This is a genomic window from Pseudomonas sp. P7779 (genome assembly GCF_013386315.1).
Taxonomy (GTDB): Bacteria; Pseudomonadota; Gammaproteobacteria; order Pseudomonadales; family Pseudomonadaceae; genus Aquipseudomonas.
Map to the genome: position 1 here is coordinate 68,472 of NZ_JACARZ010000074.1, position 12,206 is coordinate 80,677.

Here is a 12,206-nt window from a genome sequence, read left to right on the forward strand (position 1 = left end):
TTTTCCTCCGAACAAGCCCCGACATGTTCAGACCTCTCTTCGTATTTATTGGCACGCGTTATACCCGTGCAAAACGTCGCAATCATTTTGTGTCGTTCATTTCCCTGACCTCGATGATCGGGCTCGCCCTTGGCGTTGTCGTGATGATTGTGGTGCTGTCGGTGATGAACGGCTTCGATCATGAGATGCGTACCCGCGTGCTGGGCATGGTGCCCCACGCGACCATCGAGTCGGGTGAGCCCATCAGCGACTGGCAAAGCCTGGCCGCGAAGGTCAAGCAGAACCCCAAAGTGCTGGCGGTTGCGCCCTTCACCCAGATGCAGGGCCTTTTGACCAATGACGGCAAGGTGCAGAAAGTCCTGCTCAATGCCATCGACCCGGCGCAGGAACGCAATGTCTCGATCATCGATAACTTCATGCAGCAGGGCAAACTGGACGACTTGTCGCCCGGCAGCTTTGGCATCGCTATCGGCGACAAGGCGGCGGCCAAGCTCGGCGTGGGCATCGGCGACAAGCTGACCTTCGTCGCGCCGGAAGTCACCGTGACTCCGGCGGGCATGTTCCCGCGCATGAAGCGCTTTACCGTGGTCGGCATCTTCCATGTCGGCGCCGGTGAGATCGACGGCTACCTGGGCCTGACCAACCTGACCGACCTGGCCCGCCTGCATCGCTGGAAGCCGGACCAGGTCCAGGGCTTGCGCCTGAAATTCAACGACCTGTTCGACGCGCCGCGCACCTCGTGGGAAATCGCCCAGCACCTGGGTGAAAACCAGTACTACGCCCGCGACTGGACCCGTACCCACGGCAACCTGTACCAGGCCATCCGCATGGAAAAAGCCATGATCGGCTTGCTGTTGCTGCTGATCGTCGCCGTCGCCGCCTTCAACATCATCTCCACGCTGGTGATGGTGGTGAACGACAAGAAGGGCGACATCGCGATCCTGCGCACCCTTGGCGCCACGCCTGGGCAGATCATGGCGATCTTCATGGTCCAGGGCACGGTGATCGGCGTCGTCGGCACCTTGATCGGCACCGTGGTGGGGATTCTCGCCGCGCTGAACGTCAGCGCTGCTATCGCCGGGCTGGAAGTGTTGATCGGCCACAAATTCTTGAACTCCGACGTCTACTTCATCGACTACTTGCCGTCCCAGGTGCAGAGCCAGGACGTATTGATGGTCGGCGGCGCCGCGTTGGTCCTGAGTTTCCTTGCCACCCTGTATCCAGCCTGGCGCGCGGCACGTACCCAGCCGGCGCAGGCTTTACGTTATGAGTGAATCGGGCATGAGTGAAAAAGCAATCCTGAGCTGCCGCAACCTGGGCAAATCCTACGAGGAAGGCCCGGAGTCCGTGGTGGTGCTGTCCAACCTGCAGCTGGAACTGCACCCGGGCGAACGCGTGGCGATCGTCGGCAGTTCCGGTTCCGGTAAAAGTACCTTGCTCAACCTGTTGGGCGGCCTTGATACGCCGTCCCAGGGCAGCGTCTGGCTGGCCGGCGAAGAGTTGTCGGCCCTGGGCGAGAAGGCCCGTGGCCAGTTGCGCAACCGTTCGCTGGGTTTTGTGTACCAGTTCCACCACTTGCTGCCCGAGTTCACCGCCCTGGAAAACGTCTGCATGCCGCTGTTGATCGGCAAGACCGCGATCCCGGAAGCACGCCAGCGTGCCCAGGCGTTGCTGGAGCGCGTCGGCCTGGGCCATCGCCTGGAGCACAAGCCGGCTGAGTTGTCCGGCGGCGAGCGCCAGCGTGTGGCAATTGCCCGTGCCCTGGTCAACAACCCGGGCCTGGTGATGCTCGACGAGCCGACCGGCAACCTCGACTCCCACACCGCCCAGGGCATCAAGGACTTGATGCTGGAGTTGAGCACCCAGATGCGCACTGCGTTCCTGGTGGTGACCCATGACATGAGCATGGCCCGCCAGATGGACCGTGTGTTGCACCTGCAGGAAGGTCATCTGGTCGCCATCTGACCTGTTTCAAGCCCGGCGCCCGGCGCCGGGTTTTCTATTTTTTCAACGGTGCCCGCGAATGTTCAGACCGTTATCGATTTTCATCGGCACGCGCTATACCCGCGCCAAGCGCCGCAACCGTTTTGTTTCGTTTATCTCGATGACCTCGATGATCGGCCTCGCCCTCGGCGTGCTGGCGATGATCGTGGTGTTGTCGGTAATGAACGGTTTCCAGCGGGAGATGAGCTCACGCATCCTCGGCATGGTGCCCCACGCGACCATCGTTGGCGTGAAGCCCATCAGCGACTGGCAGCCGGTGGCAGATGCCGCGATGAAGAATCCGGAAGTCACTGCTGCTGTACCGTTCACACAGATGGACGGCATGCTCTCCTACAAGGGCGCGATGCAGCCGATCGAGATCAGTGGCGTTGATCCGGCCCAGGAAGGCAAGGTGTCGATCGTGGCCCAGCACATCGTCCAGGGCCATCTGGAAGACCTGAAACCGGGCGAGTTCGGTGTGGTGATCGGCGAAATCACCGCCCGGCGTTTTCGCCTGAATGTCGGTGACAAGCTGACCCTGATCGTGCCGGAAATCAGCAGTGCGCCCGGTGGCATCACCCCGCGTATGCAGCGTTTGAACGTGGTGGGTGTGTTCAAGGTGGGCGCGGAGCTGGATGGCTCCATGGCCCTGATCCACATGGCCGACGCCGCCGAGATACAGCATTGGGAGCCGAACCAGGTGCAAAGCGTGCGCCTGGCGGTGAAAGACTTGTATGCCGCACCCAAGGTCTCGGCGGATATCGCCGCCAGCCTCGGTGCCGACTACAAGGCCGACGACTGGACCCACACCCAGGGCAGCCTGTTCAGCGCGATGAAGATGGAAAAAACCATGATCGGCCTGCTGTTGCTGATGATCGTCGCGGTGGCGGCGTTCAACATTATCGCGACCTTGATCATGGTGGTGAACGACAAGGGCGCCGACATTGCGATCCTGCGCACCATCGGCGCCACGCCACGGCAGATCATGGCGATCTTCATGGTGCAGGGTACGGTGATCGGGATCGTCGGTACCTTGATCGGTGGCATCCTCGGCGTGATTGCGGCGCTGAATGTCAGTGAACTGGTTGGGTGGCTGGAGCGGGTCACCGGGCAGCATATCTTCAGTTCGGACGTGTATTTCGTCAGCAACCTGCCTTCGCAGTTGCAGGGTGGGGATGTGTTGCTGATTTGCTCGGCGGGGTTTGTGTTGAGCTTTTTGGCGACCATCTATCCGGCGTATCGGGCGGCGAAGATTGAGCCGGCGCATGCCCTCAGGTATTCGTAATTCTTAAGACCGCCTTCGCGAGCAAGCCCGCTCCCACATTTTGACCGCGTTCTTCCTGAATGCACTCGGTCAAAATGTGGGAGCGGGCTTGCTCGCGAAAGGGCCGCTACAGCTTGCATCAATACCCCTGCGGCAACGCCATCACAAACCTCGCCCATCCCGCCCCCGACTCACAGAAAATCCGCCCCCCATGGGCCCGCACAATCGACTGGGTAATCGCCAAACCCAGCCCCGCATGCTCGCTGCTCCCTTCATGACGCGCCGGATCTGCCCGGTAAAACCGGTCAAACAACCGTGGCAACAATGCCTCGGGAATGCCTTCCCCGGTGTTTTCCACACTCAGCGTCACGCCTTGCATCCCCTCGACAATCCGCACGCTGACTTCGCCACCCGGCGGGGTGAACCGCAACGCGTTATCCAGCAGGTTGGAAATCGCCCGGCGCAACATGCTGCGGTCACCTGAAGTGCTGGCGCTGCCTTCCCGAACCAGCCGTACCTGGACGTCCTCCGCCAGCGGCGCGAAAAACTCCAGCAATGCCTCCACCTCGTCCGCCAGCACCAGGGTTTCGCGCTTGGGCACCAGCAGCCCATGGTCCGCCTTGGCCAGGTACAGCATGTCGTTGACCAACTGCGCCATCCATTGCAGTTCTTCCAGGTTGCTGTGCAGGGCTTCGCGGTAGTCCTCCAGCGCCCGTGGATGCGTGAGGATGACTTGGGTCTGTGTCAGCAAATTCGACAGTGGCGTGCGCAGTTCATGGGCGATGTCGGCAGAAAATGCCGAGAGCCGCTGGAAGGCATCGTCCAGGCGACCAAGCATCGCGTTGAAGGACTGGGCGAGTTCCGCCAGTTCGGCGGGCATTTGTTCCTGGGGCAGGCGCTGGGTCAGGGAGTGGGCAGACACGCCGCTGGCGACTTCGCTCATGCGCCGCAGTGGCCGCAACCCGCTGCGGGCGGCCCAGGCGCCGAGCAGGGCGGTGGCCAGGGCGGAAAGGCCGACGGTCAGCCAGATCAGATGCTGCATGCGTTGCAGGAAGTGTTGGTGATGGGTGATGTCGAGCATCAGCGTCAGTTGTGGCGATTCGCGATTGCCAGGTACCAGGGGCACGTTATACACGCGGTAATCGGTCCCGGCATTCTGCAAACTGTGCAGGCCAGGCTCCTGCGGCAGGGCGATGCCCGGGGCGCCGTCGAACCAGAGCCGGTCGCCTGCGGTGATGCGCAAGGCCAGGTCAGGCTGGCGATTGAGTTCGTCGCGCAGCTTCACTTCCCGCAAGGCGAATAGCTCGGGCGTGTCCGCATCCTGCAAGGTACTGCGCAGCGCTATCAGCTTGCCGTCGAGCAACTGCTGGTCCAGCTCGATAAAGTGCGCCTCGCTGGCATGGTTGAACAGCACGCCGGCCAGCAATGAAACCACGGCGGTACAGCCAGCAAACAGCAGTGCCAGGCGGCTGGCCAGGGAAATCCGTTTCATCAACTGAACCGCTCCTCAAGCACGTAGCCCATGCCGCGTACCGTATGGATCAGCTTGTTGGGAAAGTTGTCGTCGACCTTCAGGCGCAGGCGGCGGATCGCGACTTCGATGATGTTGGTATCGCTGTCGAAGTTCATGTCCCACACCTGGGAGGCGATCAGCGACTTGGGCAGTACTTCGCCCTGGCGGCGCAGCAGCAGTTCCAGCAGGGAAAACTCCTTGGCCGTCAGGTCGATGCGCTGGCCGTCGCGCTCTACCCGGCGGCGGATCAGGTCCATGCGCAGGTCGGCCAGTTGCAGGCTGGTTTCCTGGGGGGGGCTGCTGCCACGGCGCAACAGGCTGCGCACCCGGGCCAGCAGTTCGGAGAAGGCGAAGGGCTTGACGAGGTAATCGTCGGCGCCCAGTTCCAGGCCATGCACCCGGTCTTCCACGGCGTCCCGTGCGGTAAGGAACAGTACCGGCATGTCGAGCCCGGCGTTGCGTACGGCCTGGAGGATCTGCCAGCCATCGCGACCTGGCAGCATCACATCGAGGATCAACAGGTCGTAGTCACCGGTCAGCGCCAGGTGCTGGCCGCTGGTGCCGTCGGCCACCAGCTCGGTGTTGAACCCGGCCTCGGCCAGCCCCTGGCGCAGGTAGTGGCCGGTTTTCGGTTGGTCTTCGACGATCAGCAGTTTCATGGGCGGCTCATGGTTTTACGGGAACACAGACGTTATACCGCGCACATCCGGCAGCCGGCTCAAGCTGACAAAGTTGTAATCTGGCAGTCAGCTGGCTGGCAGCGGCGCGTTCGTAAAGTGTCCCACAGACTGATTCCGAACCTTTGGAGTGTGAGCATGTTTTTACGTAAATCCTGGTTGTTGGCGGGCTGCCTGATGGCGATGAGTCTTCCGGTGCTGGCATCCCCGGCTGAAACCTTCGCCTTCGGTGAGGCCGCGCCCGCCGCCAAGGCCACGCGCACCGTGGAAGTGGTACTGCAGGATATTTCCTTTTCGCCCAAGGCTATTGATGTAAAAGCCGGTGAGACTGTGCGCTTTGTGCTGGTCAACAAAGGCCAGTTGCTTCATGAATTCAACCTTGGCGATGCCGCCATGCACGCAGCGCATCAGAAAGAGATGCTGCAGATGCAGGCCAGCGGCATGCTGACGGCGACCGGCATGGGCAAAATGGACCACAGTGCGATGGGGCATGGTGATATGGCAGGCATGAAACACGACGACCCCAACAGCGTGTTGGTAGAGCCCGGCAAGACCGCCGAGCTGACCTGGACCTTCACCAAGGCCACCGGCTTGGAGTTTGCCTGCAACATTCCGGGGCATTACCAGGCGGGCATGGTCGGCAAGCTGACCGTCAGCCAGTAAGCCATTGACGGGCAAAGGCGGGTAGAATGGCGGCGTTTATTTAGCCAGGTTTCCGCCATGCATCCCGCAGCCGAACATTCGCCGCTGGGCAAGTCCAGTGAATACATCTCCACCTACACCCCGTCGTTGCTGTTCCCGATTCCTCGCGCCGCCAAGTGGGCCGAGCTGGGCCTGAGTGCCGAGACCCTGCCGTATAAAGGCGTGGATTTCTGGAACTGCTTCGAACTGTCCTGGCTGCTGCCATCCGGCAAACCCGTGGTGGCCATCGGTGAATTCAGTATCCCGGCCGACTCGCCGAACATCATCGAGTCGAAGTCGTTCAAGTTGTACCTCAACTCGCTGAACCAAACCGCGTTTGCCGATGTGCAAAGCCTTGAAGCGACGTTGCGCGCCGACCTGAGTGCAGCGGCCGGCAAGCCCGTTGGCGTGCGCATCCGCAGCCTGGGCGAGGTTGAAGCCGAAGGCGTGGTCGCGTTGCCGGGTGTGTGCATTGATGACCTGGACATTACCGTCAGCAACTACGAGCACCCGCGCCCGGAACTGCTGCGTTGCGACGATTCGCGCGTGGTGGAGGAGAGCGTCCACAGTCATCTGCTCAAGTCCAACTGCCCGGTGACCAGCCAGCCTGACTGGGGCAGTGTGGCGGTGGAGTACCGCGGCGCGGCGCTGGATCATGCCAGCCTGCTGGAATACCTGGTGAGCTTCCGCCAGCACTCGGACTTCCATGAACAGTGCGTGGAGCGGATCTTTCTCGACCTGCAGCGCTTGCTCAAGCCGGAGAAACTGACGGTGTATGCGCGCTATGTGCGGCGTGGCGGGCTCGATATCAACCCGTACCGCAGTACTGAAGAGCAGCAGTTCCAGAACCTGCGCCTGGCTCGTCAGTAGCCTTCACACAAAACAAATGTGGGAGCGGGCTTGCTCGCGAAAGCGGTGTATCAGCCAGCTTATGTATCAGCTGACGGACCGCATTCGCGAGCAAGCCCGCTCCCACATTTGATAGGTGTCGGGCTGTTAAATCCCGATGTTACCCAGGGTCACCACAATATTGCGCAAGGTCCCGGCAATACCCGGGTGCTCCAGTTCGAAGCGTTCTACGGCCAGGTTCACACCGTCGGCGATGCTTGGATCCTGAATGGCACCTTCCAGTGGCTCCTGAACTTCCAGTTCAGCAATCAAATCTCGCAGCTCTTCGCGCTGTTCGAGGGGCATTTCTGGATTCTGATCCAATTGCTCGCGCAAAATTTTGACCTGTTCTTGCAGTTGTTCGCGGGCAGGCATGGCGTTCTTCCTTTTATCGATAGGCACTGGCATAGACCGCGGCACGCCGGGAAAGGTCTATGGGCTGACCTGTAGATTAATCCACTGGCGCCGACTGTGCATGATCTCGATCAGGGCTTCTCGCCCTTAAGCTGGCGCAGACTGATGTCGGCCAGGCAGGTCTGCAGTTCGCCCAGGTGGTCAATCACCGAATGCACGCCCAGGCCATAGAGCGCGACAGTGGCTTTGGCGCGCTTATGCTCGCGTTCCTTCTCGGTGAGTGCTTGCCATTGCTGCGGCGAAAGCCCGCACAGTGAGCCACAGGACGCCAGGCCGATGGTCCACAGCCCGGCATTGAGCCCCGATTGCAGCAGGCGTGGCTCGCCGCTGACCAGGACGCAGCCTTCCAGGCGTTCGATATTCAGTTCCATCAGGGCCTGCCAGCAGGCGTGAGGCGCCGGCCAGCGGGTGGAGGAGGGCTTGGCTGCCTTGATCCAGCGGGGTAGCCCGGCGGCCAGCGGTGTGGAAACCGACGCCGGCAACTCGTCCAGCCATGCACAAGGGACGCGCTGTTCTTCGAGGCTGCGCAGGATCTTCAGAGCGCCGACAGTGGCATGGGTATCGCTGGAAGGCGCGGAATCGGCGCGGGCCTGGGAACCAAAGTCCACCAGGCAGCCACTAAGCCCGAACAGTACGGCCGTCAAGGACGGGGTGCTGGCACTAACAATCTCGGCGTGTGGCATTTCGACGTCCCTGAAATAGCAGTGACGCTACCGGACTTGGGTGACAAGCAAGTTACACCCGCAGCAATTGTAGGAATTTTGTGCATTTGCTGAATGACATTTCTGCAAGGCTGCCTAATCTGACACTTCCGTCATATACTGACGGCCTCATTCAGGGCATAGCGCCCATGACAGACCATTCAAGGAGTTCAAGCTATGCGCTGGAGCCAATGTCTAGCTCAGCTGTCCGTATGTGCGAGTATTTTGCTGGTTCCTTTCGTAGCCCAGGCGGCCTCGGAAGATGATCCATGGGAAAGCGTCAACCGCCCGATCTTCACCTTCAACGATACCGTTGATACCTATGCCCTCAAGCCATTGGCTCAAGGCTATCAGTTCGTGACCCCGCAGTTCGTGCAGGACGGGATCCACAACTTCTTCCGCAACATCGGCGACGTCGGCAACTTTGCCAACGACGTGCTGCAACTCAAGCCCCACGCTGCAGGCGTCGACACTGCTCGCTTGCTGATGAACACCACGTTCGGCGTGCTGGGTTTTGTTGATGTCGGCACCAAAATGGGGCTGCAACGCAACGACGAAGACTTCGGCCAGACTCTCGGCTACTGGGGCGTCGACAGCGGTCCTTACGTGATGCTGCCACTGCTGGGCCCAAGCACCCTGCGTGACGCGCCGTCCAAATACGTGGACAGCTACACCCAGCCATATCGCTACATGAACGATATCGGCTGGCGCAACAGCACCTTCGGCCTGAATATCGTCGACACACGTGCCAGCCTGCTGTCCTCCGAGAAGCTGATCAGCGGCGACAAATACACCTTCATCCGCAATGCTTACCTGCAGAACCGCGAGTTCAAGGTCAAGGATGGCAAGGTTGTAGACGACTTTTAAGCCCCAGGCTTGAAAGAAGAAGGCGGCCCTCGGGTCGCCTTTTTTGTGGGCCGCATTCGAGGTTTATCCGTGGGTTACGTGCTTACTTTAAGTCGCGGTTTTATGCGTTCTTATAACTACTGGTGATTTGCGATGTAAAGACGTCCGGCGACCATCGCCGTGAGCTTGAAACCCCTGGCGGATGGGAGTACCGTCTGCGCCTTAGAAGGGCACCTCTGCTTTACCTTTGTGCGTCGGCAATAACTCGGCGTTTTGTAGGACAGAGAGGCTAGAAAGCGAATCCAGTAGTAAGCCCGGCCATTGTCGAGCTGCCTACGCCAACCTAATTCTGGCGCCGTTTGCCCACATGCAGAAAACCAGTGCCACGCTGCTGATAATCGATGACGACGAAGTAGTGCGCGCGAGTCTTGCGGCCTATTTGGAAGACAGTGGCTTCAGCGTCCTGCAGGCCAGCAACGGCCTCCAGGGTCTCCAGGTATTCGAGCGCGACAAGCCCGACCTTGTGATCTGCGACCTGCGCATGCCCCAGGTGGGCGGCCTTGAGCTGATCCGCCAGGTAACCGACATCGCTCCGCAGACGCCGGTGATTGTCGTGTCCGGTGCCGGCGTGATGAACGATGCCGTCGAGGCCTTGCGCCTCGGCGCTGCCGACTACCTGATCAAGCCCCTGGAAGACCTGGCTGTGCTGGAGCACTCGGTGCGTCGTGCCCTGGATCGTGCACGGCTGCTGCTGGAAAACCAGCGTTACCGTGAAAAGCTCGAAACCGCCAACCGCGAACTCGAAGCCAGCCTGAACCTGCTCCAGGAAGACCAGAACGCCGGTCGCCAGGTGCAGATGAACATGCTGCCGGTGAGCCCGTGGAGCATCGACGAGTTCAAGTTTGCCCACCAGATCATCCCGTCGCTGTACCTGTCGGGTGATTTCGTCGACTACTTCCGCGTTGATGAGCGGCGTGTTGCGTTCTACCTGGCCGACGTTTCCGGCCACGGCGCCTCCTCTGCATTCGTGACTGTGTTGTTGAAGTTCATGACTACACGGCTGTTGTTCGAGTCCAAGCGCAATGGCACCTTGCCGGAGTTCACCCCTTCGCAAGTGCTGGGCCACATCAACCGGGGCCTGATCAGCTGCAAGCTGGGCAAGCACGTGACGATGGTCGGCGGCGTGATTGATGAAGAAACAGGTCTTTTGACCTACAGCATTGGCGGTCACCTGCCATTGCCGGTTTTATACACTCCAGACAGTGTGCGCTACCTGGAAGGGCGTGGTTTGCCGGTTGGCTTGTTCAATGAAGCCACCTACGAAGACCACATCCTGGAATTGCCGCCGACGTTCAGCCTGACGCTGATGTCCGACGGTATCCTGGACCTTTTGCCAGAGCCTACACTCAAAGAGAAAGAAGCCGCCTTGCCCCAACGGGTCAGGTCGGCGGGCGGCAGCCTGGATGGCCTGCGGCAGGTTTTTGGATTGGCCACGCTAGGGGAGATGCCGGATGATATCGCCCTATTGGTGTTGAGCAGGAATCTTTGATGAGTACCGGAAGAATCCAATTCGCCGAGCAAGACGGGACTTTTGTCCTGAAGTTTGTCGGTGAAGTGCGCCTGACCTTGTGTTCGGCGCTGGATGCGACGATTGAGCGGATCTTCACAGCCTTGAATTTCTCGGCGATCGTGATCGATCTGACCGAAACCCGCAGCATCGATAGCACCACCCTTGGGCTGTTGGCCAAGTTGTCCATTCTGTCTCGGCAGAAGGTCGGACTGCTGCCGACCGTCGTCACCACCCACGAAGACATCACCCGTCTGTTGCAGTCCATGGGCTTCGATCAAGTGTTCAACATCGTTGACCGCCCGATCCCGTGCCCGGAATGCCTGACCGACCTGCCGTCCCAGGACCAGTCCGAGGAAGTGGTACGGGTCAAGGTACTGGAAGCCCACAAGATCCTGATGGGCTTGAACGACTCCAACCGCGAGGCGTTCCACGACCTGGTGAATGCGCTGGAGCGGCACTAATTTCCAGCTGAAACACTGTCAAAGTGTGGGAGGGGGCTGGCTCCCGAAAGCGGCGGGTCAGTAGTGAATGTAGCGACTGACGCCCTGTATTCGGGAGCAAGCCCCCTCCCACATTTTTAACTGAGTTCGGCTCGAAATCGGCTAATGCAAAAAAAGGGCGGCACCCTCACAGGTGCCGCCCTTTTTGTCGCCGCCGTTTTTATAGCTTGGCGGTCAACAGCGCTTCGAGTTTTTCCTGGTCGCGGGCGAACTGACGAATGCCCTCGGCCAGTTTCTCGGTGGCCATTGCATCTTCGTTGGATTCCCAACGGAACTGCGCTTCGGTCAGGTGCACACGAGCTTCGCCCGCATGGCCTGGCGACAATTTGCGTTCCAGCTTGCCGTTGTCGGCTGCGAGTTTTTCCAGCAGGTCCGGGCTGATGGTCAGACGGTCGCAACCAGCCAGCTCTTCGATCTGGCTCAGGTTACGGAAGCTTGCACCCATTACCACGGTCTTGTAGCCATTGGCCTTGTAGTAGTTGTAGATGCGCGTCACCGACTGCACGCCCGGATCCTCGGAGCCGGTGTAATCGTTACCGTTGGCCTTCTTGTACCAGTCGTAGATACGGCCCACGAACGGCGAAATCAGGAACACGCCGGCTTCGGCGCAAGCCACGGCCTGGGCGAAGGAGAACAGCAGCGTCAGGTTGGTCTGGATGCCTTCCTTTTCCAGCTGCTCGGCGGCGCGGATGCCTTCCCAGGTGGAAGCGATCTTGATCAGCACGCGGTCACGGCCAATGCCGGCCTTGTCGTACAGGTCGATCAGGCGATGGGCGCGCTTGAGTACCGCGTCGGTATCGAACGACAAGCGGGCATCCACCTCGGTGGAAATGCGGCCGGGCACCACTTTCAGGATTTCCTGGCCGACGGCTACCGCAAAACGGTCGCTGGCCAGGCCTACATCGCCGTTGCAGTCGGCAACAGCCTCGTCCAGCAGCTTGGCATAGCCTGGGATCGACGCGGCCTTGAGCAGCAGGGAAGGGTTGGTAGTGGCGTCTTGTGGCTTGAGCTTGGCGAGGGTAGAAAAATCGCCGGTATCGGCTACTACAGTGGTGAATTGCTTGAGTTGTTCCAGCTTGGAAGTCATGGGCGTGCTCTGTCCTGTGGGTCTGATGACATTACCCGAGCGCTGACAGCCGCTCAAGGGCGCAAATGCATTCGATCGTTTG

The 12,206-nt window shown here is 60.2% G+C and carries 13 protein-coding genes; 8 read left to right on the plus strand and 5 right to left on the minus strand.

Annotated features, from left to right (window positions below):
- Positions 1-23: 23 nt before the first annotated feature.
- From HX869_RS21250 to HX869_RS21260, 3 genes are read left to right on the plus strand one after another with little or no spacing between them, the layout of a single operon-like run.
- Positions 24-1,274 (plus strand): lipoprotein-releasing ABC transporter permease subunit, encoded by a 1,251-nt coding sequence (locus tag HX869_RS21250; RefSeq protein WP_003218943.1) that lies wholly within the window; start codon positions 24-26, stop codon positions 1,272-1,274.
- 7 nt (positions 1,275-1,281) lie between these two features.
- The gene (gene lolD, locus HX869_RS21255) at positions 1,282-1,965 is read left to right on the plus strand and encodes a lipoprotein-releasing ABC transporter ATP-binding protein LolD (protein WP_003218941.1); all 684 of its coding nucleotides are present in this window, start codon (positions 1,282-1,284) and stop codon (positions 1,963-1,965) included.
- A gap of 58 nt (positions 1,966-2,023) precedes the next feature.
- On the plus strand, positions 2,024-3,268 hold the full coding sequence (locus HX869_RS21260; RefSeq protein WP_003218940.1) for a lipoprotein-releasing ABC transporter permease subunit: 1,245 nt from the start codon (positions 2,024-2,026) through the stop codon (positions 3,266-3,268).
- 118 nt (positions 3,269-3,386) lie between these two features.
- Here HX869_RS21260 and HX869_RS21265 read toward each other — a convergent pair whose 3' ends face one another.
- Positions 3,387-4,739 carry a heavy metal sensor histidine kinase gene (locus HX869_RS21265; RefSeq protein WP_178903599.1) on the minus strand — a complete coding sequence of 451 codons (1,353 nt, stop codon included), beginning with the start codon at positions 4,737-4,739 and terminating at the stop codon, positions 3,387-3,389.
- Positions 4,739-5,419 (minus strand): heavy metal response regulator transcription factor, encoded by a 681-nt coding sequence (locus HX869_RS21270; protein ID WP_003218936.1) that lies wholly within the window; start codon positions 5,417-5,419, stop codon positions 4,739-4,741. Before HX869_RS21270 ends, HX869_RS21265 begins: the two co-directional genes overlap by 1 nt.
- A gap of 156 nt (positions 5,420-5,575) precedes the next feature.
- Between HX869_RS21270 and HX869_RS21275 the strand changes: the two genes are divergently transcribed.
- Positions 5,576-6,100 (plus strand): plastocyanin/azurin family copper-binding protein, encoded by a 525-nt coding sequence (locus HX869_RS21275; protein ID WP_003218934.1) that lies wholly within the window; start codon positions 5,576-5,578, stop codon positions 6,098-6,100.
- A 57-nt stretch (positions 6,101-6,157) separates the two neighbouring features.
- Positions 6,158-6,988 carry an NADPH-dependent 7-cyano-7-deazaguanine reductase QueF gene (gene queF / locus HX869_RS21280; protein ID WP_008437611.1) on the plus strand — a complete coding sequence of 277 codons (831 nt, stop codon included), beginning with the start codon at positions 6,158-6,160 and terminating at the stop codon, positions 6,986-6,988.
- 126 nt (positions 6,989-7,114) lie between these two features.
- Here queF and HX869_RS21285 read toward each other — a convergent pair whose 3' ends face one another.
- The gene (locus HX869_RS21285; RefSeq protein ID WP_008437612.1) at positions 7,115-7,381 is read right to left on the minus strand and encodes a DUF4404 family protein; all 267 of its coding nucleotides are present in this window, start codon (positions 7,379-7,381) and stop codon (positions 7,115-7,117) included.
- A 110-nt stretch (positions 7,382-7,491) separates the two neighbouring features.
- Entirely contained in the window at positions 7,492-8,103 is a 612-nt protein-coding gene (locus HX869_RS21290) for a hypothetical protein (RefSeq protein WP_008437613.1), read from the minus strand.
- A gap of 195 nt (positions 8,104-8,298) precedes the next feature.
- Between HX869_RS21290 and HX869_RS21295 the strand changes: the two genes are divergently transcribed.
- The 3 genes from HX869_RS21295 (at position 8,299) to rssC (ending at position 10,998) form a co-directional block, all read left to right on the plus strand.
- Positions 8,299-8,988 (plus strand): VacJ family lipoprotein, encoded by a 690-nt coding sequence (locus tag HX869_RS21295; protein WP_008437615.1) that lies wholly within the window; start codon positions 8,299-8,301, stop codon positions 8,986-8,988.
- A 346-nt stretch (positions 8,989-9,334) separates the two neighbouring features.
- Positions 9,335-10,516, plus strand: a complete 1,182-nt coding sequence (rssB, locus tag HX869_RS21300) for a two-component system response regulator RssB (protein WP_003218921.1) — start codon at positions 9,335-9,337, stop codon at positions 10,514-10,516.
- Entirely contained in the window at positions 10,516-10,998 is a 483-nt protein-coding gene (rssC, locus tag HX869_RS21305; protein WP_003218919.1) for an anti-sigma factor antagonist RssC, read from the plus strand. Before rssB ends, rssC begins: the two co-directional genes overlap by 1 nt.
- Positions 10,999-11,197: 199 nt before the next feature.
- Here rssC and tal read toward each other — a convergent pair whose 3' ends face one another.
- Positions 11,198-12,124 carry a transaldolase gene (gene tal, locus HX869_RS21310; protein ID WP_008437618.1) on the minus strand — a complete coding sequence of 309 codons (927 nt, stop codon included), beginning with the start codon at positions 12,122-12,124 and terminating at the stop codon, positions 11,198-11,200.
- Between the last annotated feature and the right edge of the window lie 82 nt (positions 12,125-12,206).

Coding starts and splice junctions, on each gene's coding strand:
- rssC (WP_003218919.1), top strand. CDS start 10,516: ATGAGTACCGGAAGAATCCAATTCGCCGAGCAAGACGGGACTTTTGTC.
- HX869_RS21290 (WP_008437613.1), bottom strand. CDS start 8,103: ATGCCACACGCCGAGATTGTTAGTGCCAGCACCCCGTCCTTGACGGCC.
- HX869_RS21285 (WP_008437612.1), bottom strand. CDS start 7,381: ATGCCTGCCCGCGAACAACTGCAAGAACAGGTCAAAATTTTGCGCGAG.
- tal (WP_008437618.1), bottom strand. CDS start 12,124: ATGACTTCCAAGCTGGAACAACTCAAGCAATTCACCACTGTAGTAGCC.
- queF (WP_008437611.1), top strand. CDS start 6,158: ATGCATCCCGCAGCCGAACATTCGCCGCTGGGCAAGTCCAGTGAATAC.
- HX869_RS21265 (WP_178903599.1), bottom strand. CDS start 4,739: ATGAAACGGATTTCCCTGGCCAGCCGCCTGGCACTGCTGTTTGCTGGC.
- HX869_RS21295 (WP_008437615.1), top strand. CDS start 8,299: ATGCGCTGGAGCCAATGTCTAGCTCAGCTGTCCGTATGTGCGAGTATT.
- HX869_RS21250 (WP_003218943.1), top strand. CDS start 24: ATGTTCAGACCTCTCTTCGTATTTATTGGCACGCGTTATACCCGTGCA.
- rssB (WP_003218921.1), top strand. CDS start 9,335: ATGCAGAAAACCAGTGCCACGCTGCTGATAATCGATGACGACGAAGTA.
- HX869_RS21275 (WP_003218934.1), top strand. CDS start 5,576: ATGTTTTTACGTAAATCCTGGTTGTTGGCGGGCTGCCTGATGGCGATG.
- HX869_RS21270 (WP_003218936.1), bottom strand. CDS start 5,419: ATGAAACTGCTGATCGTCGAAGACCAACCGAAAACCGGCCACTACCTG.
- HX869_RS21260 (WP_003218940.1), top strand. CDS start 2,024: ATGTTCAGACCGTTATCGATTTTCATCGGCACGCGCTATACCCGCGCC.
- lolD (WP_003218941.1), top strand. CDS start 1,282: ATGAGTGAAAAAGCAATCCTGAGCTGCCGCAACCTGGGCAAATCCTAC.